Genomic DNA, 21,085 nt, shown 5'->3' on the forward strand with positions numbered 1-21,085 from the left:
TTTATAGGATTCAACCGATATTTTCTTGAATTAACGAATGTTGTATGCTAGAATATAGCAAAATACAAAAAATATAAAAGTAAAGGCGAACAATAATATGAAACAATCATTGTTATATTCGGGAAAAGCTAAGGATCTGTATGCAACAGAGAATGATGAGGTGATTGTTGCAGTGTATAAGGACCAGGCGACGGCCTTAAATGGGTTAAAAAAGGAACAAGTGCTTGGTAAGGGGCAATTGAATAATCAGATTTCGTCTTTGATTTTTGAAAAATTAAATCGAGCAGGAATTGCCACTCACTTTTTAGAAAAACTATCAGATACGGAGCAACTGAATAAAAAAGTGGCGATTATCCCGCTAGAAGTAGTATTGCGAAATTATACAGCGGGCTCATTTTCAAAGCGCTTTGGTGTGACAGAAGGGCTCAAGTTGGTAGAGCCAATTGTAGAATTTTATTACAAGAAAGATGAGCTAGATGACCCTTTTATCAATGATGAACATGTAGCTTTTCTGGATATTGCTTCAACCGAAGAACTTGCTTATATCAAGGCAGAAACGAGGAAAATCAATCAATTATTGATAGAGTGGTTTGCAGCTATTGGCTTGACCTTGATTGATTTCAAGCTGGAATTTGGGAAGGATCGGAATGGCAAGATTATTTTAGCAGATGAATTTTCTCCAGATAATTGTAGGCTCTGGGATGCCGAAGGACACCATATGGATAAGGATGTTTTTCGCCGTGGGCTAGGAAATATGACGGATGTGTATCAAATTGTATGGGAAAAATTACAGGAGTTGGACTAAGATGGAGAAACGAATTTTTGTCGAAAAAAAAGCTGGTTTTCAAATCAAGGCAGAGAGTTTATTGAGGGAATTGCAGGAGCGTTTAAGGGTTGACTCATTGACGAATGTACGCTTGGTGCAGGTCTATGATGTCTTTGGTCTGAGTGAAGATTTGATGACGTTAGCTGAGGAGCGTGTTTTTTCAGAAAAAGTAACAGATATTGTATTGTCAGAGCAAGAAGTGGCAGAAAGTCTTGCTGCTAGTCGTTTCTTTGCGATTGAAGCTCTTCCTGGTCAATTTGATCAGCGTGCAGCGAGCAGTCAGGAAGCCCTGTTTCTTTTAGGCGCAGGTAGTGATGTACTAGTAAAAACTGCTCAGCTCTATCTTTTAAATGCTGATACGAGCGATGAGGATGTAGCAGCGATTCAGGCTTATTTGCTCAATCCTGTCGATTCTCGTTTTAAGGATGTTACGAAAGAGTTGGAAGATCCTAATTTCTCCAGTTCGAATACGGTTATTCCAGTGCTTGATTTTTTCAAGGATTACACAGAGGCTGATTTTGCTCAGTATAAACAAGATCAAGGACTTGCTATGGAAGTAGCTGATTTGCTCTTTATTCAAGATTATTTTGCTTCGATTGGGCGTTGTCCGACGGAAACAGAGTTGAAGGTTTTGGATACCTATTGGTCAGATCATTGTCGTCACACAACCTTTGAGACAGAATTGCGTCAGATTGATTTTTCAGCATCACAATTTCAAGATCAATTACAGGCGACCTATGAGAAATATCTTGCTATGAGAACAGAATTAGGTCGTGACAATAAACCACAAACCTTGATGGATATGGCAACGATTTTTGGACGGTATGAACGAGCAAATGGCCGTTTGGATGACCTTGAAGTATCCGATGAAATCAATGCCTGCTCAGTAGAGATTGACGTAGATGTGAATGGGGTAAAAGAGCCATGGCTACTCATGTTTAAAAATGAAACCCATAATCATCCGACAGAAATTGAGCCTTTTGGTGGTGCTGCAACCTGTATTGGCGGAGCTATTCGCGATCCGCTCTCAGGTCGTTCCTATGTCTATCAAGCCATGCGAATTTCAGGGGCGGGTGACATTACCCAACCCTTGTCTCAGACTCGCTCAGGAAAATTACCGCAGCAGGTTATTTCAAAAACAGCAGCCCATGGTTATTCTTCTTATGGAAACCAAATTGGTCTCGCAACGACTTATGTTCGGGAATATTTTCATCCAGGTTTTGTCGCAAAGCGGATGGAGTTAGGTGCTGTTGTTGGTGCTGCTCCTTGTGAAAATGTGATTCGTGAAAAACCAGTAGCAGGGGACGTCATCATTCTTCTTGGAGGGAAAACTGGTCGAGATGGGATTGGTGGAGCGACAGGATCGTCAAAAGTTCAGACGGCTACATCTGTTGAAACAGCCGGTGCAGAGGTTCAAAAAGGAAATGCCATTGAAGAGCGGAAAATTCAACGACTTTTTCGAGAGAAAGAAGTGACCCGTCTGATTAAAAAATCCAATGACTTTGGAGCAGGCGGAGTCTGCGTTGCAATTGGGGAGTTGGCAGACGGTTTAGAGATTGATTTGGATAAGATCCCACTCAAATACCAGGGATTGAATGGGACAGAAATTGCTATTTCAGAAAGTCAAGAGCGTATGGCAGTCGTTGTTGCGCCAGAAAATGTGCAGACTTTCATCACCTTTGCAGCCAAAGAAAATATCCTAGCTGTCCCTGTAGCAACTGTGACAGAAACTGCAAATCTTGTCATGACTTGGAAAGGGCAGAAGATTGTCGATATTGAACGTTCTTTCCTGGATAGTAACGGTGTGCGAGTAGTTGTGGATGCGAAGGTTACAGATAGTCCATGTGTTTTGCCAGAGCAACGCGTAACCTCCATCCATACATTGAAAGAGGATGTGCAGTTTGTATTATCTGATTCAAATCATGCTAGTCAAAAGGGCTTACAAACCATTTTTGATAGTTCCGTAGGTCGTTCAACGGTCAATCATCCTCTTGGTGGTCGCTATCAAATCACACCGTCGGAAAGTTCCGTTCAGAAGTTGCCAGTTGCGCATGGTGTGACAGAAACCGTTTCTGTGATGGCACAAGGTTACAATCCCTTGATTGCAGAATGGTCTCCCTACCACGGAGCAGCTTATGCGGTCATTGAAGCAACCAGTCGCTTGGTGGCAACAGGAAGTGATTGGGAAAAAGCCCGTTTCTCTTATCAAGAATACTTTGAGAGAATGGACAAGCAGGCAGAACGTTTTGGAAAACCAGTCGCTGCGCTTCTTGGCTCTATTGAAGCTCAGATTCAACTAGGCCTCCCATCAATTGGGGGAAAAGATTCGATGTCTGGAACGTTTGAAGAATTAACTGTTCCTCCGACCTTAGTAGCCTTCGGAGTGACGACTTCAACTGTTGGACGGATTTTATCGCCAGAATTTAAGGCTACTGGAGAATACATCTATTACATTCCAGGGACTGCTATTTCTGCAGAAATTGATTTTGAGACTATAAAAGAAAATTTCAAAACCTTCACTCACATTCAAGCAAAACACAAGATAACAGCTGCAGCTGCTGTGAAATACGGTGGTGTAGCAGAAACCCTTGCACTTATGACCTTTGGCAACCATATCGGAGCAAGCGTTGACCTTCCTCAGCTTGAAAGCAGCTTACAGGGGCAATTGGGTGGCTTTGTCTTTGCTAGCCCAGATGAGATTGAGGGAGTTTTGAAAATCGGACAGACAAGGAGTGAAGCAAGCCTCGTCATCAATGGTGTTGATTTACCGATTACTGATTTGTTAGCAAGTTTTGAGAGGACTTTCGAGGATATTTATCCGACTGTATTTGAGCAGGACAGCCTTATGGCAGAAGTAGCACCAGTTGTGACCGATTTTGTGCGTGAAAATAAAGAAACAATCAGCCAACCCTTGGTGTATATTCCCGTTTTTCCGGGAACAAACTCAGAGTATGATTCGGCTAAGGCCTTTGAACAAGTTGGTGCCAAGGTGCGCTTAGAACCATTTGTAACGCTGGATGAAGCAGCACTGGCTCAGTCTGTTGAGAGAATGGTTCAATCCATTAGCCAAGCCCACATTCTCTTTTTTGCAGGTGGATTTTCAGCGGCAGATGAGCCAGACGGATCTGCAAAATTTATTGTGAATATTTTGCTCAATGAAAAAATAAGGGCTGCGATTGACGCATTTATGGCGCGTGGTGGTCTGATTATCGGTATTTGTAATGGATTCCAAGCTCTTGTCAAATCAGGTCTTCTTCCTTATGGTAATTTTGAAGAGGCAGGCGAGACGAGCCCAACTCTCTTTTATAATGATGCCAATCAGCACGTAGCGAAAATGGTGGAAACGCGTATTGCAAATACTAATTCACCGTGGTTAGCTGGTGTGGAAGTAGGTGCTATTCATGCCATTCCAGTATCACATGGAGAGGGGAAATTCGTTGTGACAGAAGCAGAATTTAGAGAACTTCGTAATCAAGGGCAGATATTCAGCCAGTATGTAGATTTTGAAGGGCAGCCAAGTATGGATAGTCGTTACAATCCAAATGGCTCCTTCTATGCGATTGAAGGGATTACCAGCAAGAACGGACAAATCATCGGGAAAATGGGACATTCTGAACGTTATGAAACTGGTTTGTTCCAAAATATTCCGGGAGAAAAAGACCAGAAGCTGTTTGAAAGTGCTGTACGGTATTTCACAAAGAAATAAGAGGATGATATGACATACGAAGTAAAATCGCTCAATGAGGAATGTGGCTTGTTTGGTATTTGGGGTCATCCACAGGCTAGCCAAGTGACCTATTTTGGACTGCATAGTTTGCAACACCGTGGTCAGGAAGGAGCGGGTATCTTGGCTAATCAAGCAGGAACCTTGCGCCGTCATCGTGGCTTAGGCCTGGTCTCTGAAGTCTTTAAGCATCAAGAAGATTTGGAAGCCTTGACAGGTCAAGCAGCTATTGGTCATGTCCGTTATGCAACAGCAGGCGGTGCGTCAATCAATAATGTTCAACCCTTTCTATTTGACTTTTTTGATATGCAATTAGGCTTAGCTCATAATGGGAATTTGACCAACACCCAAAGTTTAAAGAGAGAATTAGAAGCGCAAGGAGCTATCTTTGCTAGTTCTTCTGATACAGAAATTCTCATGCACCTCATTCGTCGAAGTCAAAAAGAAACGCTCCTTGCTAAAATCAAGGAGGCTCTCAATCAAGTTAAGGGTGGATTTGCCTATTTGATTATGGCGGAAGATAAGCTGATTGCAGCGCTTGATCCAAATGGTTTTCGTCCTCTTTCGATTGGTCGGATGAAAAATGGAGCTTGGGTTGTTTCAAGTGAAACTTGCGCTTTTGAAGTTGTTGGTGCAGATTGGATTGAAGATGTAAAACCAGGGGAGTTGGTCATCATAGATGATCAAGGAATTCAACATGATCGCTACACAGACGATACCCAGCTCTCTATCTGTTCCATGGAATATGTCTATTTCGCACGACCAGATAGTGTGATCAATGGGGTCAATGTTCATGCGGCACGAAAGAAAATGGGACGCCGTTTGGCACAAGAAGCAAAAATTGAAGCAGATATTGTGGTCGGTGTGCCAAATTCTTCTTTGTCTGCAGCGAGTGGTTATGCGGAAGAATCAGGCTTGCCTTACGAAATGGGCTTGATCAAGAACCAATATACTCAGCGGACCTTTATTCAACCAACCCAGGAATTACGGGAGCAAGGGGTCCGGATGAAATTATCTGCCGTATCGAGCATTGTCAGAAATAAGCGCGTGGTCATGGTCGATGATTCGATTGTTCGTGGAACAACTAGTCGGCGAATTGTCCAATTATTGCGAGATGCAGGAGCAGCAGAGGTCCACGTAGCGATTGCAAGCCCTCCTCTCAAGTACCCTTGTTTTTTCGGAATTGATATTCAAAATCGGAGCGAATTGATTGCGGCCAATCATAGCAATGAGGAGATTTGCGAGATTATTGGAGCAGATAGTTTGACCTTTCTGTCTTTAGAGGGCTTGATTGAGGGAGTAGGAATGGAAACAGATGCTCCAAATGGTGGTCTCTGTGTTGCTTATTTTGATGGGAAGTACCCGATTCCGCTGTATGATTACGAGGAGCGGTATTTGGAAAGTCTGGCAGAAAAAACGAGTTTCTACTAAATGTTAGTCGTTTAATTGCTGTATTTAGTGATAAAAAGGAGAAAAGGATGTCAAAAAATTCATACGCAGCATCAGGTGTGGATGTGGAAGCTGGATATGAAGTAGTTGAGCGCATCAAAAAGCATGTTAAAAAGACAGAGCGTTTAGGCGTTATGGGGGCTCTCGGGGGCTTTGGAGGCATGTTTGATTTGAGTAAACTCTCGGTCAAAGAACCTGTCTTGATTTCTGGAACAGACGGAGTTGGGACTAAGCTGATTCTGGCTATTCAGTACGATAAACACGATACCATTGGTCAGGATTGTGTAGCCATGTGTGTCAATGATATTGTCGCAGCAGGAGCAGAACCGCTTTATTTCTTAGATTATATTGCGACTGGGAAAAACATCCCTGAAAAACTTGAGCAGGTCGTCAAGGGAGTTGCAGATGGTTGTTGTCTAGCAGGTGCTGCTCTTATCGGTGGAGAAACGGCTGAAATGCCTGGAATGTATGGTGAAGATGATTATGATTTAGCCGGTTTTGCCGTTGGCATTGCAGAAAAATCCCAAATCATTGACGGTTCTAAGGTCGTGGCAGGCGATGTTCTGTTAGGTCTTGCTTCCAGTGGTATTCATTCAAACGGTTACTCTCTTGTTCGCCGTGTTTTCGCAGATTATACAGGCGAGGAATGCTTGCCTGAATTAGAAGGGAAACCTCTCAAGGAAGTCTTGCTGGAACCAACACGAATCTACGTTCAGACACTTCTTCCTCTAATTAAGGAAGGTTTAGTGCATGGGATTGCTCATATTACAGGCGGTGGTTTTATCGAAAATATTCCGCGGATGTTTGGCGAAGAGCTAGCAGCTGTGATTGATGAGAGTAAGGTGCCGGTCTTACCGATTTTCAAGGCCTTGGAGAAATACGGTAAGATTCCTCATGCGGAAATGTTTGAAATCTTCAACATGGGCTTAGGAATGGTTCTTGCGGTAGCAGCAGAAGATGTGGAGCGTATCAAGGAACTTGTGGATGAGGAAGTCTATGAAATTGGCCGTATCATTGAAAAAACAAATCAAAGTGTGGTCATCCAATGAAGAAAATAGCTGTGTTTGCTTCAGGGAATGGGTCTAATTTTCAAGTGATTGCGGAGCGATTTCCTCTTGAATTTGTCTTTTCAGATCACCGAGATGCCTATGTACTCGAGCGAGCCAAGAATCTTGGTGTGACAGCTTATGCCTTTGAACTCAAGGAATTTGAGAATAAAGCAGCTTATGAACATGCGATTGTGGAGCTATTAGACCAGCACCAAGTAGACTTGGTTGTCCTAGCAGGATATATGAAAATTGTGGCAGAAACCTTGCTATCTCGCTATGAGGGGCGGATAATCAACATTCATCCAGCTTATCTGCCAGAATTTCCAGGAGCTCACGGCATTGAAGAAGCCTGGAATGCAGGTGTTGCTCAATCTGGCGTGACTGTTCATTGGGTGGATTCAGGTGTTGATAGCGGTCAGATTATCAGACAAGAGCGGGTGCCGATTTTTGCAGATGATACCCTTGAGAGTTTTGAAGAGCGCATTCATGCGATGGAATACCAACTCTATCCAGAGGTGATTCGGAAGTTACTATCTTAATTTGTAAGTCCAGTATGGTAGAATGGTTGTATGTCATGATGGATTACAAAAGGAAAGGAGTAACTAAAATGGTCACACTGAGATTAGTTGATGAGGAAAATTTTGCTCAGGTCATTGATTTGAGCCTGGCAGAGGAGGATAGGTCATTTGTGGCTTCTAACCTTCGCTCATTAGCAGATTGTTGGCTTTATCGGGAGAATGGTGATGTCTTTCCATATGCTATTTACGCTGATCATCAAGTCGTCGGCTTTGCCTTGATTGATGTAGATGAGGAAGAAGCCTGTTATATGATTTGGCGCCTGATGATTGATAACAGTCAGCAGGGAAAAGGATATGGGAAAGCGGCCATCTTAGCCTTAATGGAACAAGCTAAGGCGATTGGAAAATACAACACCATTCGGGCTGATTTTGTTAAGGGAAATCAGAAAATGGAACGATTGTTGCACTCGCTGGGTTTTGCGAAATTTGGCCAAGATGAGCGAGAAATCTTTACCAGACGAACTCTTGAAGTTGAAAAATAAATATGGAACAGTATCAAATAGCAAAAAGAACGAATCATTGATAACAAAGAAAAATAAGGAGAAATCATGACAAAAAAAGCCTTGATTAGTGTATCGGATAAGACAGGCATTGTAGCATTTGCACAGGAATTAGTCCAATTGGGCTGGGACATTATCTCAACTGGCGGAACCAAGTCAACCTTAGATGCGGCAGGTGTAGCAACGATTGCAATCGATGAGGTGACAGGATTTCCAGAGATGATGGATGGGCGGGTGAAAACCCTCCACCCTAAGATTCATGGGGGACTTTTAGCGAGACGAGATGTAAATAGTCACCTAGAAGCGGCAAAATCACAGGGGATTGACTTGATTGACCTAGTAGTGGTCAATCTGTATCCCTTCAAAGAAACGGTTATAAAGCCTGATGTCACCTATGCGGAAGCGGTAGAAAATATTGATATTGGTGGACCTTCTATGCTTCGCTCAGCTGCCAAAAACCATGCCAGCGTAACTGTGGTCGTTGATCCAGCAGATTATCACGGGGTACTGGAGGAATTGCAAGCAACAGGTGAGACCAGTCTTGCCATCCGCAAACGCTTAGCAGCTAAGGTTTTCCGCCATACCGCAGCCTATGATTCTCTGATTGCAGACTACTTTACTAATCAAGTCGGAGAAGAAAAGCCAGAAAAGCTTACTCTGACCTACGAACTTAAACAACCGATGCGCTACGGTGAAAATCCGCAACAGGATGCGGACTTCTATCAAACAGCCCTGCCTCTTGCTTACTCGATTGCAGCTAGCAAGCAACTGAACGGCAAAGAGCTGTCCTTTAATAATATTCGAGATGCCGATGCAGCCATTCGTATTATCCGTGATTTTCAGGATCGCCCAACCGTTGTAGCCCTCAAACACATGAATCCATGTGGTATTGGGCAGGCAGATGATCTTGAAACAGCTTGGGATTATGCGTATGCGTCAGATCCTGTGTCGATTTTTGGTGGCATTGTCGTCTTGAACCGTGAGGTAGATGCGACAACTGCTGAAAAAATGCACCCGATTTTCCTTGAAATCATCATCGCACCAAGTTATACCCCAGAAGCCTTGGAGATTTTGACCCATAAAAAGAAAAATCTTCGAATTCTGGAGCTTGATTTTAGCCAGCACCTAGCCAGTACAGCTGAAAAAGAAGTGACTGGTGTGCTGGGGGGCCTCCTTATCCAAGATCAAGATGTTGTAGCAGAAAGCCCAAGCGACTGGACGGTTGTCACCAAGCGTCAGCCGAGTTCTGAAGAGCAAACAGCCCTTGAATTTGCTTGGAAGTCCATCAAATATGTCAAGTCAAACGGCATTATCATCACAAATGACCATATGGTGCTAGGCGTTGGCCCTGGGCAAACCAATCGTGTGGCTTCCGTTAAAATTGCCATTGAACAAGCAAAAGACCGCCTAGAGGGAGCCGTTCTTGCTAGTGACGCTTTCTTCCCATTTGCAGATAATATCGAAGAAATCGCAGCAGCTGGTATCAAGGCTATTATCCAACCCGGGGGTTCCGTCCGTGACCAAGAATCCATTGCAGCAGCAGATAAACATGGCCTCACCATGATTTTCACCGATGTCCGACATTTTAGGCACTGAGTTTCGTTTAAGCCCTCTTTAAGGTTCGAGACGTATACTATAAATATCCTAAATTTTCTTTTTCATTAATCTCCAAAAAATCCCGAGCGTTGCTACGCTTGGGATTTTGCTGTTTATTGTGGATAGATATAGGATGCAATTCCCCCTGCGACAGGATTAAACCAACCGCGGAAATCACCCACATATTGATGCCCATTAAAGTTTGATTCTTTAAGGCGGATACGGGTTGGACTTTCTACAGCAGTAACGACACCGACATGTCCAAATTGACCATCTGTCCAAACAGCAACAGCTCCGACACGAGGAGTTGTACCGACTTCAAATCCCTGAGCTCTGGCATTGCTTGCCCAATATTTTGCATGGCCAAGGTAGTTAGGAATCCATGGTGCAAGCTCTTTTGCTCCCCATGTACATTGGCCGACAGGGTAGGTATTTGGCTCTGTTCGGATGATAGGCTTAGGTGCAGGGAGCTGAGAGGTAGTTACTTGGAAGGTAGATGGAATCAATCCTTTTCCATTTTGATAGACATGGAGATGGTATTTTCCTGTACCCTTGTGGAAATGGAGTGGAATATCTCCAGTATAGGTCTTATCTCCAGCTTTAGTAGCTGCATACCAGCGAAGATCATCTTGCCCGTTTTCATCTGACCAAACGGCATAGCTAACATTTCCGCCACCATAAATATTGTCGAGTGTGACCCGGAAATTTCCTTGAGAGCTAAATGTTGTGGTAACTTTTACAGCGGCGCGGGCATTGGTCAAATCGACTTTCTCAGTGGCATACCCCAATCGACTTCCGTCGCCATAGGTAATATAGACATGATTGTGGTAGAATCCATTGATACTCTGATGCTCAGAGAAGTTAACATTGGTCGTATAAACTCCATCTTGATAAGAGGCAACACGCCATTTGAGGTTGCTTTGATTGTCGGTAGACCAGGTTGCGACATCCACTTTTTTGATGGATTTTCCTCCAACTTGTGGTGTGACCTGCACTTGGTAGGTGCCGTTTGCTGGGTTTAGGGCCGTAATGGCGAGCTTAGGATCTGGATTAACAGGAAGTTGCTCTTTTTCAATAGAAATTTGAGTATGTGTCAGGATTTTTAAGGAAGAGCTTGCCTCCTTACCATAGACATGGATAGCATAATTTCCAGTGTCTAGTTTATGACGTTTTAAATCAACTTGTAAGCCATACGTTCCATCAGCGTTACGAGTAGCATTGTACCAAATAATATCATCCTGACCATTATTGATAGACCAAACCGGAATTTTTACTTCGGTTACGGTATTTGGGACATGTTCGACCTGTATATCGATAAATCCTGGTTTAGAAACACTTGCTGAAACAGCTGGTGGAGTTGTTTGAGGAGTCTCTTTGGGTTTATCTGGTTTCTCTTCGGATGGATTTTGCTCAGATTGTTTTTCTTTATCTAGTGAATTGCCTTGATTTTCAGGTAGAAAGTGAGGTCTGTCAAGTACAAATTTACTTTCTTCCAAAAATGTTAGACGATTGTTCACCATAATATAGGAATGAATAAGGTAGGTACCGTAATTTTTCGGATTTTTGAGCGAAATAGTTGTGATGCTTTCTCCAGCGGTATGCCATTGTAAATCATCCTGGCCATTTGCTTCAGACCAGATAGCATACATGATCACGCTGCCGCGTTGACTATCTGTTCGATTGTAAAAAACCGATACTTCCTGCCCATCGACCTGTGTAGATAGAGGTTGCTGGACGATAGTCGGATCAATTGCTGGAGAAGGTGTCTCTTGGTTAGGTTGACTTGGTTGACTCGGCTGAGTCGGCTGAGTCTCTTGGCTTGACGTTGATGGTGTCACGGGTGTAGAACTAGCTTGATTGTTCTGATTGGCATTGTACCAACGTCCATAGGATGAATAGGCATGTACTTTTGGTGCATAGGTTAGGCTCGCAAGAAGCATAGCAGACGATAGAAATACTGTTGAATATTTTTTCATTTAAACCCTCCTGTCTTAACTGTTCGGAAAAAGTTAGAAAAATAGAAATCCTTATAAAAAATATTGACAAAATATATCGGGGGGGGGTAAAATTAGGATAGTAAATAAAGGAGTTTTGTTATATGAAAAAACAAAGATTTAGCTTGAGAAAGCTAGCAGTAGGTGTTGTGTCGATTGGTCTAGGAACAGCAATGGTTCCCGCAGTTCCACAACTTAGAACGCTTGAGATTGTCAAAGCAGATACCGAGTCAACGAATGATGAGGCAGCTCGTCAAGCAGCCATAAAAGAGGTAGAAGCGAAGCGTGATGAAGTTGTAGCAGCGCTTTTAAAGTTGAAAAATAATGATTTGAGGGAAGAACAGGTTAAGAAAATTCTCTCTTCTGAAAATTATTATTTAGGTAATTTAGGAGATGAAACACTCGAGAGAAAAGACGAACTTCTAACATTATTAGCGTCAATTCAATTCAAATATGAGTTAATTGATGAAGTCTTGACCAAGTGGAATGCGTTTTATGCTAGTAAAGGCATTGAGCATAAACTAGGATTTTCGGATTTGGGAAGGTTGAAAGAAGTTGATTTGTCACCTAATTCTAAGGTACGATATAGTTACCCAGTGGTAAATAGAGTTATAGAGCCAACATATTCATTGAGTAGTTCGTTTCATAATTTAATTTTTATAAATTCAGATCGTAATGAAAATAATATGATTCGAGATCAGCGGTCAGCCTTTAATGATTTACGTAATTTGGAGAAAAATTATGACGATTTAAAAGAAGCAAGAAAAAATATAATGAGGTAGTGACCTATTTTAATGCACAGCCAGAAGAAACTCGCAAGGAACAGTTTAATGATTTTGCTGATGAGGGCTTCAGATCTATTTGGACTGATGTTCATAGTTCGGGTAGATATCTAAACCGTGAAAATGTACTGAAACATCTAACACTACTAGAAAACCGCATTAAAGGCAAAATAGCAGACGAAAAAGCGATTGCTCAGGCGGTGAAAGAAGTCAATGATAAGAAAGCGACTATTGCCGTAGCCATTCAAAAATTAGAGAATATTCAAATTGAAGGTGGTATTTCTAACTTATATGTAAATGAAAATGGTTATACTTCTTATGATGACTTTACGATTGAGGAGTTATCTCAAGCATTTCCAACTTTTGAAGAGTTAGAGGCTACCAAGCAGAAAAAGTTTCAACAATGGGAACATTTGTTGGAGCAAATGACGGTCATCAACGATATTTTAATCCAAGCGAATCAATTTGAAGAGAAACAAGGTGGGAAAAAACATTGGTATACTATGTATCTTATAGCTGGACCTGCTGGATCTAATCCTATAACAGAGTCAGCATCTACATCACGACCAAGTAGTGAGGAGTTTCTTGCAAGTAAGGAAGAAGTGAGCTCTGTGGATTTACCGTATAAATTTTATGATGCTTTAGATGAGATTAGGTATACAGGAGATAGTCATGTGATAGAGGAGAAGAGGAATGTCGCCTTATCTCTACTATCGCTTGCTGAGAAGAAGTATGATGCGATGACAGAAGCTGTTTCTGCCTATAATCAGATAATCGATAAAATCAATGCTTTACCGCAGGAAAAACGCCGCCAAACATGGGTGGATTTGATTTACCAAAAAGAACCATATCTGTATGTGTTAGACGAGTTACGGTTTGGAGATGGGGAGACAGAGGAAAGCATAGAGAATCGTAAAGAGAATTTGTTAGCTATTTTTAAAAAATTCGACCAAGAAACATTTGCCTCTACTGCTCCATCAACAGAATCTAGCACGTCATCCTCTGAAAATGCTACAAATCCGTCTTCAGATAGTACTGTATCGTCAAGTGATGCTGCTTCAGATAAGGAACCAACAACGACAAGTTCCAGTTCTGCTACTGCTGAGAGCATTCCAAGTGCGACAGGAAGTACTTCCTCATCAAGTGAGGAAACGGAGTCATCCAATACGACAAAACCTTCGGATTTGGAAAACAAGGAGGAAGGTACTGAAGTAGAGAATTCGCCAAGCACTCCACCTTCTGCCGACACTGTAACTAAACCGAGTTTATCTGAACCAAGCACTACTACTTCGGAATCACACTATTCTTCAGCAGAAACTATTCATTCTGACACAGTCACTGGTTCATCAGCATTGGAAAAGAGCGAGCCAAGCTCTGCCTTGCCATCTTCAAATACAGTAGTGACTAGTAGCTCAATCATGTCGTCTGCAACGATGACGAGTGCCTCAGGTTTTGGAACGAATAGGACCAGTACGACCAGTACGGGGCAAGGTTATGATGCGCAAGTGATTGCTAAAGCCCCCTCTGGCACGGGTACTATCGCTGTGGAAAGTGTGAGTGATGGCGGAATCTCTACGTTACCTAGCAGAAAGGATTCTAGTTTAACAGTAAAACCAAGACAATTGCCCAAAACAGGAACGAATCGGAGTATTTTGAGCCTTGTTTCCTTCTTGCCGATGTTAGTTGGAGCTGTCCTCTTTAAAAAGAAAGCATAATTCAGGAAGGCTGGAGTGGGACTCAATCGTGATTTCGAAGAAATCGATTTTGTCAATTTTGCTTCCTCATTTCTAGGCTCAAGTATGAATAGTCCACTGGACTGTCCTCGCTCTCTAGTTTCTAAGCTCGGGTATTGACAGTCACTCCCCTGACTGTCAATATCCGCAAGGTTGACGCGGTTTATAGAATGTTGATTTATCAACGTTTTACAAACCCGACAACTACTGTGTCAAACTGTTCAATCTACAAAAATAATGAGGTCAGAGACTTTTGCTCTGACCTCGTTTTTCATTCTATTTGTCGATTGTTCGGAAATGAATTGAAAAACAGCTTATTTTATATAATTTATAGATAAAAACGAATGATTTTGTTACAATATCCTTATAAAATACGTTTTTAGAGGTGTGTAGATGAAGTTGTTGCTTGTTGGTTCAGGTGGTCGTGAACATGCGATTGCAAAGAAATTAGTAGCATCAAAAGGTGTTGATAGGGTGTTTGTTGCACCAGGAAATGACGGAATGATTGCAGACAGAATTGAGTTGGTCGATATTGCTATTTCCGAACATTCAAAATTGATTGCATTTGCCCAAAAAGAAGCTATTAGCTGGACTTTTGTAGGACCAGATGATGCTTTGGCAGCAGGTATCGTGGATGCCTTTGAGGCAGCTGGTTTAGTCGCTTTTGGACCGAGAAAAAATGCAGCAGAATTAGAGTGGTCTAAGGATTTTGCCAAATCCATTATGAAAAAATACAGGGTACCAACAGCACGCTATGAGACCTTTTCTGATTTTGAAGCAGCCAAGGCTTACATCGAAGAACAAGGGGCACCAATCGTGGTCAAGGCAGACGGCCTAGCCCTTGGTAAAGGTGTGGTCGTTGCTGAAACGGTTGAAGAAGCAGTCGTAGCGGCGCAGGATATGTTGCTAGATCATAAGTTTGGCCATAGTGGTGCGCGTGTAGTTATTGAAGAATATTTGAGCGGCGAAGAATTTTCTCTTTTTGCTTTTGTCAATGGAGAGGATTTCTATCTGATGCCGACAGCACAGGATCACAAACGGGCTTTTGATGGCGATAAAGGACCAAATACAGGGGGTATGGGGGCTTACGCTCCGGTTCCTCATCTGCCAGCTAGTGTGATTGAGCAGTCCGTAGCGGAGATTATTCGACCTGTTTTAAAAGGGATGATAGCTGAAGGACGTCCCTATCTCGGTGTGCTTTATGCTGGCTTGATTGTGACCGATGAAGGTCCGAAGGTAATTGAGTTTAATGCTCGCTTTGGTGATCCTGAAACGCAGGTCATTCTACCCCAGTTGACATCTGATTTTGCGGAAAATATTACAGACTTATTAGCAGGAAGAGTCCCTAAGTTTACTTGGCTTGAAGAGGGGGTAACTCTTGGTGTGGTAGTGGCAAGTGAGGGCTATCCTCTTGCCTATGAAAAAGGGGTGGCTTTACCAGAAAAGACTAGCGGAGACATCGAAACTTATTATGCAGGTGCTACCTTCAATGAGAACCAAGAACTAGTCTCAAATGGTGGTCGTGTCTATATGCTTGTCACAACGCAAGACACCGTGTCACAAGCTCAAAAGACTATTTATCAGCAGTTGGAAGAGCAAGACACGACAGGACTGTTTTATCGAACAGATATTGGCAATAAGGCAAATCAATAGGAGAAAAATATGGAACACATACAGATATCCCTTATCATGGGATCTATTTCAGATTGGGAAACTATGAAAAAAGCAGCACAGGTATTGGATGAATTTGGGGTTTCTTATGAAAAAAAGGTTGTTTCTGCCCATAGAACGCCCGATTTGATGTTTGATCATGCCGAAAAAGCTCGTGAACGAGGCATTAAGGTAATCATTGCAGGTGCAGGTGGTGCAGCGCATTTACCAGGAATGGTTGCAGCTAAGACGACCTTACCAGTTATCGGAGTACCAATTCAATCACGAGCGTTGAGTGGAATTGATTCGCTTTACTCCATTGTGCAGATGCCAGGTGGCGTGCCTGTTATGACTATGGCAATTGGAGATAGCGGAGCGACCAATGCAGCCTTGTCTGCGGTGCGGATTTTAGCTCTGGAAAACTCAGAATTAAACAAAAAATTAGTAGTATTTGCTGAAAAACAAAGCAAACTGGCAGAGGAGTCAAGTCATGACCTTATCTAAAACAATTGGGATTATTGGAGGCGGACAGTTGGGTCAAATGATGGCAATTGCTGCCATTTACCGTGGGCATAAGGTGCTTACGCTTGATCCGGTAGCGGATTGCCCAGCCTCTCGAGTGAGTGAGGTCATCGTGGCAGACTATGCAGATGTAGATGCCCTACGTACCTTGGTAGAGCGTTGTGACGTCTTGACCTATGAATTTGAAAATGTAGATGCTGCTAGTCTTGATGCAGTAGCAGACAAGGTGCTTCTACCTCAAGGAACGGACTTGCTACGAATTTCCCAAAATCGTATTGCAGAAAAAAACTTTTTGAAGAAGGCAGGCGTAGGTTTAGCCCCTTATCGAGTGATTACTTCCAGTAGCGATTTGGCAGATTATGACTTTGAAACCAAGCGAGTGTTGAAAACAGCGGCAGGTGGTTATGACGGTCATGGCCAAGTCGTCATTCATGATGAGGCAAGTTTAGCACAGGCAAAAGTCTTGGCAGACAAGACCGACTGCGTTTTGGAAGATTTTGTGCCGTTTGACATGGAAATTTCCGTCTTGGTTTCAGGAAATGGACGAGAGCTGACTGTTTTTCCAGTCCAAGAAAATAGTCACCGCAACAATATTCTCGCGAAAACCATTGTCCCAGCCCGCATTTCTGAAAGTTTGGCTGAAAAAGCTGTCCAAATGGCAAGAAAAATTGCCACAGACTTGCAACTTTTTGGTACACTATGTATAGAGATGTTTGTGGCAGGCTCAACTATTTTGGTCAATGAAATCGCACCACGCCCTCACAACTCTGGTCATTATAGCATTGAGGCTTGTAACTTTTCCCAATTTGATACCCATATCTTGGGTATTCTAGGCGAATCTTTGCCTAAAATCCAGCTCCACGCACCAGCTGTCATGCTCAATGTCTTGGGTCAGGATATGGAGGCGGTGCAAAGATTCATGGCTAAGCATCCACAAGCTCACCTTCATCTCTACGGCAAAGCAGAAGCCAAGCACAACCGGAAGATGGGGCATATTACCCTGTTGACGGAGCAGGTGGATGAGGTCAGCATATAATTATGGAGGAGTTCCCTATATAAAATAATGAAGCAAGGAAGATGTTGAATGGGAGGAAATAATGAAGAAATTGATAACTTTAATAAGCTGTCTTGGTATTTCTGCTCTAATGGTAGCATGTGGAGATACTGTAAATAGTGAGAAAGAAGCTTCAGTACAGCAGAAATCATTAGCTCCAAGTTCGAGTAGTTCTGAAGTAGAAAAATATGTTGACGATGATATTGTGAATGAATTCATTACTGCATACAATGCGCTATCATCAAGTAAGTTAAGTAATATTGAGAAAGGAAATATTCGCACAAAATTTTTTGCAGAAAGTCAAGGTTATTACTTAGAGTTATTGAATGCTGCTGATACAAATAAAATACACATCTCGATAAATCCAACAAATGAAACGAAAGAAAACGGGTTGTCTGGAATGGCGGAAATTTTTCACGATGTGGTTAAAGCAGTGGATCAGTCATTATCAGATGAGGAGATCGACCGAAGCTTTCAAGAATCTATAGAAAAAAATGTAATGGTCAATCAAATGCTTGGTTCAATAAATATTGAAGTTATTCCAGATCTGTATAACTCGGGAGGCAGGATTGATATATCAGCTCAATAAACGAAGATAAGGAAAAAAGAATGGCTACTCTTTTAGAACGTTATCAATCAGATTCAGGATGGATGAGCAAGGCACTTCATCCCTCCTATATAGAGAAGTTGAAACTCAGCTCGCGTTTGGATGATGAGTTGATTGCCTTTGCAGAAAACGGCTCGATTCATGACTGTTCCCTGTGGCAGCTACACCTTGATTTTGAAAAGACCCTGCTTGAGATAGAGATGCGTGATTATGATGATGAATGGGTTTATCGGCTATCTTACAAAGGGGTTGATTTTGCGAAGTCCGTCTTGGTATTAGAAAATCAGGTGCAGTTTTTAGTTGATGAAATCTCGCTCGAAGAACGTTATGTCAAGCATGATTTGCTTGTGACCTCGTGGACGAGTCAACATCACAATCCAGCTATGATGACCATTATTTGTCAAGAAATGGCATTGCACAAAGAGAAGCAAGTTAGTTAGCACAGGCTATCTTGATGTTAAAATATAGAAAGGAGTAAGAGGGCGGCCGTATTTGCAACTGAATACGGACTACGGACTTGACCAAAAAGATAATTTTTCATAGAGCCCTGTGGTTCTTTGTTAAAATTTCTATTTTGGCTGTGTCCGCGTAATGCCCTCTGTATCATAAAACATGCTAGAACGTTACACTCGCCCTGAAATGGGGGCTATTTGGACAGAGGAAAATAAATACAAGGCTTGGCTTGAGGTGGAAATCTTGGCAGATGAGGCTTGGGCTGAGTTGGGGGAGATTCCCAAGGAAGATGTGACAAAAATCCGTGAGAATGCGGGATTTGACATCGATCGTATCTTAGAAATTGAGCAGGAAACCCGCCATGATGTGGTGGCCTTTACTCGTGCGGTATCTGAAACCTTGGGTGAGGAGCGCAAGTGGGTGCACTACGGCTTGACATCGACAGATGTGGTGGATACAGCTTATGGTTACCTCTACAAGCAGGCCAATGATATTATTCGTGAGGACTTGCGTCGCTTTACGGACATTGTGGCTGATAAGGCACGTGAACACAAGTATACCATTATGATGGGGCGGACCCACGGTGTGCATGCGGAGCCAACGACCTTTGGGCTAAAACTCGCTACTTGGTACAGTGAAATGAAACGCAACATTGAGCGTTTTGAGCGTGCTGCTGAGGGTGTGGAAGCAGGAAAAATCTCTGGTGCGGTTGGGAATTTTGCCAATATCCCACCATTTGTTGAGGAATATGTCTGTGAAAAATTAGGCATTCGTCCGCAGGAAATTTCGACTCAGGTTCTTCCTCGTGACCTCCACGCAGAATACTTTGCAGCCCTTGCGACTATTGCGACTTCTATTGAGCGGATGGCAACGGAAATCCGTGGATTGCAAAAATCTGAACAACGTGAGGTAGAAGAATACTTCGCCAAGGGTCAAAAAGGAAGCTCAGCTATGCCTCATAAACGCAATCCAATCGGATCTGAAAATATGACAGGACTTGCGCGTGTGATTCGTGGTCACATGGTGACAGCTTTTGAAAATGTAGCGCTTTGGCATGAACGTGATATTTCCCATTCATCTGCAGAGCGGATTATCACACCTGATACGACCATTTTGATTGACTACATGCTCAACCGCTTTGGAAATATTGTGAAAAACTTGACGGTATTTCCAGAAAATATGAAACGGAATATGGAGTCAACTTTCGGCTTGATTTATAGTCAACGGGTCATGCTTTCCTTGATTGAAAAAGGGATGACACGTGAAGAAGCCTATGATTTAGTACAGCCAAAAACCGCCTACGCTTGGGACAATCAAACAGCTTTCAAACCCCTGCTTGAAGCAGATGAAAAAGTGACAGAACGCCTTAGCCAAGCAGAAATTGATGAACTCTTTGATCCATCTTACTATGCCAAACGAGTGGATGATATCTTTGAACGTGTAGGTTTAGGGTAGAAAGTAGTCAAATAATCTTTTAGCCCAAAACTAGAAATAAAGGAGTGAGGACAGCCGATTCTACGAGATCACGCTTTTTGTTCCACTTCTTTTTGTGTTATAATAAAAGTATGAATAGAATACTAGATACAGAACAATTGGGAGATGAGGAGTACGTAGAGCGTACCCTGCGCCCACAAAAATTAAATGAATATATTGGTCAGGATAAGGTCAAAGACCAATTGAAAATTTTCATCGAGGCTGCTAAACTGCGAGATGAAGCCTTGGACCATGTTCTTCTCTTTGGGCCACCGGGCTTAGGGAAGACCACCATGGCCTTCGTCATTGCTAATGAACTTGGTGTCAATATCAAGCAGACCAGTGGGCCAGTGATTGAAAAGGCTGGAGATTTGGTGGCGCTTCTCAATGACTTGGAGCCAGGGGATGTCTTATTTATTGATGAAATTCACCGCCTTCCTATGGCGGTAGAGGAGATCCTCTACAGTGCCATGGAAGACTTTTACATTGACATCATGATTGGGACAGGAGAAGCTAGTAGAGCAGTGCATTTGGACTTACCACCCTTTACCTTGATTGGCGCGACAACGCGTGCCGGTATGTTATCCAATCCCCTGCGTGCCCGCTTTGGCATTACAGGCCACATGGAATATTATGCTCTGCCTGATTTGACAGAAATTGTCGAGCGGACTGCGGATATTTTTGAGATGGAAATTACCCATGAAGCGGCGATTGAATTAGCACGTCGTTCTCGTGGGACACCTCGTATTGCCAACCGTTTGCTAAAACGAGTTCGAGATTTTGCTCAAATTATGGGAGATGGTGTCATTGACGATACCATTACCGATAAGGCTCTGACTATGCTGGATGTTGACCATGAAGGACTTGACTATGTTGACCAGAAGATTTTACGCACCATGATTGAGATGTATGGTGGTGGCCCTGTCGGATTAAATACGCTCTCGGTGAATATTGCAGAAGAGCGGGAAACGGTCGAGGACATGTACGAACCTTACCTGATTCAGCAAGGTTTTCTGATGCGAACTCGAACTGGTCGTGTTGCGACAGCTAAAGCCTATGAGCATTTAGGATATGAATATATAGAAAGATAGATGA

At 42.7% G+C, this 21,085-nt stretch carries 17 protein-coding genes; 16 read left to right on the forward strand and 1 reads right to left on the reverse strand.

All coding sequences use genetic code 11. From position 1 onward, the window contains the following. The first annotated feature begins 97 nt into the window (after nt 1–97). From purC to purH, 7 genes are all read left to right on the forward strand, one after another. Nucleotides 98–805, forward strand: a complete 708-nt coding sequence (purC, locus tag A4H00_RS04155; RefSeq protein ID WP_067087569.1) for a phosphoribosylaminoimidazolesuccinocarboxamide synthase — start codon at nt 98–100, stop codon at nt 803–805. 1 nt (nt 806) lies between these two features. Next, on the forward strand, nt 807–4,532 hold the full coding sequence (locus A4H00_RS04160) for a phosphoribosylformylglycinamidine synthase (protein ID WP_067087571.1): 3,726 nt from the start codon (nt 807–809) through the stop codon (nt 4,530–4,532). A 9-nt stretch (nt 4,533–4,541) separates the two neighbouring features. Beyond that, nucleotides 4,542–5,981: an amidophosphoribosyltransferase gene (purF, locus tag A4H00_RS04165; protein ID WP_067087573.1), complete on the forward strand. Its 1,440-nt coding sequence runs from the start codon at nt 4,542–4,544 to the stop codon at nt 5,979–5,981. Between the two features lie 47 nt (nt 5,982–6,028). Continuing rightward, complete coding sequence (gene purM / locus A4H00_RS04170) at nt 6,029–7,048, forward strand: phosphoribosylformylglycinamidine cyclo-ligase (protein ID WP_067087575.1); 1,020 nt, start codon at nt 6,029–6,031, stop codon at nt 7,046–7,048. Further along, nucleotides 7,045–7,587: a phosphoribosylglycinamide formyltransferase gene (gene purN, locus A4H00_RS04175; RefSeq protein WP_067087577.1), complete on the forward strand. Its 543-nt coding sequence runs from the start codon at nt 7,045–7,047 to the stop codon at nt 7,585–7,587. The genes purM and purN overlap by 4 nt, the downstream gene beginning before the upstream one ends. A gap of 68 nt (nt 7,588–7,655) precedes the next feature. Beyond that, on the forward strand, nt 7,656–8,108 hold the full coding sequence (locus A4H00_RS04180) for a GNAT family N-acetyltransferase (protein ID WP_067087579.1): 453 nt from the start codon (nt 7,656–7,658) through the stop codon (nt 8,106–8,108). Between the two features lie 66 nt (nt 8,109–8,174). Further along, on the forward strand, nt 8,175–9,722 hold the full coding sequence (gene purH / locus A4H00_RS04185; protein ID WP_067087582.1) for a bifunctional phosphoribosylaminoimidazolecarboxamide formyltransferase/IMP cyclohydrolase: 1,548 nt from the start codon (nt 8,175–8,177) through the stop codon (nt 9,720–9,722). 113 nt (nt 9,723–9,835) lie between these two features. Here purH and A4H00_RS04190 read toward each other — a convergent pair whose 3' ends face one another. Next, the gene (locus tag A4H00_RS04190; RefSeq protein WP_067087584.1) at nt 9,836–11,698 is read right to left on the reverse strand and encodes a GBS Bsp-like repeat-containing protein; all 1,863 of its coding nucleotides are present in this window, start codon (nt 11,696–11,698) and stop codon (nt 9,836–9,838) included. Nucleotides 11,699–11,820: 122 nt separating this feature from the next. Here A4H00_RS04190 and A4H00_RS04195 point away from each other — a divergent pair, with 122 nt between their 5' ends. From A4H00_RS04195 to ruvB, 9 genes are all read left to right on the forward strand, one after another. Further along, nucleotides 11,821–12,498 carry a YSIRK-type signal peptide-containing protein gene (locus A4H00_RS04195; RefSeq protein ID WP_067087586.1) on the forward strand — a complete coding sequence of 226 codons (678 nt, stop codon included), beginning with the start codon at nt 11,821–11,823 and terminating at the stop codon, nt 12,496–12,498. Next, nucleotides 12,498–14,213: a hypothetical protein gene (locus tag A4H00_RS04200; protein WP_067087587.1), complete on the forward strand. Its 1,716-nt coding sequence runs from the start codon at nt 12,498–12,500 to the stop codon at nt 14,211–14,213. The genes A4H00_RS04195 and A4H00_RS04200 overlap by 1 nt, the downstream gene beginning before the upstream one ends. Before the next feature lie 411 nt (nt 14,214–14,624). Beyond that, complete coding sequence (purD, locus tag A4H00_RS04205) at nt 14,625–15,884, forward strand: phosphoribosylamine--glycine ligase (RefSeq protein ID WP_067087589.1); 1,260 nt, start codon at nt 14,625–14,627, stop codon at nt 15,882–15,884. Nucleotides 15,885–15,893: 9 nt separating this feature from the next. Then, nucleotides 15,894–16,385 (forward strand): 5-(carboxyamino)imidazole ribonucleotide mutase, encoded by a 492-nt coding sequence (gene purE, locus A4H00_RS04210; protein ID WP_067087590.1) that lies wholly within the window; start codon nt 15,894–15,896, stop codon nt 16,383–16,385. Next, the gene (gene purK, locus A4H00_RS04215) at nt 16,372–17,439 is read left to right on the forward strand and encodes a 5-(carboxyamino)imidazole ribonucleotide synthase (RefSeq protein WP_067087592.1); all 1,068 of its coding nucleotides are present in this window, start codon (nt 16,372–16,374) and stop codon (nt 17,437–17,439) included. Before purE ends, purK begins: the two co-directional genes overlap by 14 nt. 61 nt (nt 17,440–17,500) lie before the next feature. Beyond that, nucleotides 17,501–18,046 carry a hypothetical protein gene (locus tag A4H00_RS04220; RefSeq protein ID WP_067087593.1) on the forward strand — a complete coding sequence of 182 codons (546 nt, stop codon included), beginning with the start codon at nt 17,501–17,503 and terminating at the stop codon, nt 18,044–18,046. 20 nt (nt 18,047–18,066) lie between these two features. Beyond that, nucleotides 18,067–18,504: a hypothetical protein gene (locus tag A4H00_RS04225; RefSeq protein ID WP_067087595.1), complete on the forward strand. Its 438-nt coding sequence runs from the start codon at nt 18,067–18,069 to the stop codon at nt 18,502–18,504. 172 nt (nt 18,505–18,676) lie between these two features. Continuing rightward, nucleotides 18,677–19,972, forward strand: a complete 1,296-nt coding sequence (purB, locus tag A4H00_RS04230; RefSeq protein ID WP_067087597.1) for an adenylosuccinate lyase — start codon at nt 18,677–18,679, stop codon at nt 19,970–19,972. A gap of 110 nt (nt 19,973–20,082) precedes the next feature. Beyond that, nucleotides 20,083–21,081, forward strand: coding sequence for a Holliday junction branch migration DNA helicase RuvB (gene ruvB, locus A4H00_RS04235; protein ID WP_067087599.1), 999 nt, complete (start codon nt 20,083–20,085; stop codon nt 21,079–21,081). The last annotated feature ends 4 nt before the right edge of the window (nt 21,082–21,085 follow it).

The sequence above is a fragment of the Streptococcus marmotae genome (assembly GCF_001623565.1).
Classification (GTDB): domain Bacteria; phylum Bacillota; class Bacilli; order Lactobacillales; family Streptococcaceae; genus Streptococcus; species Streptococcus marmotae.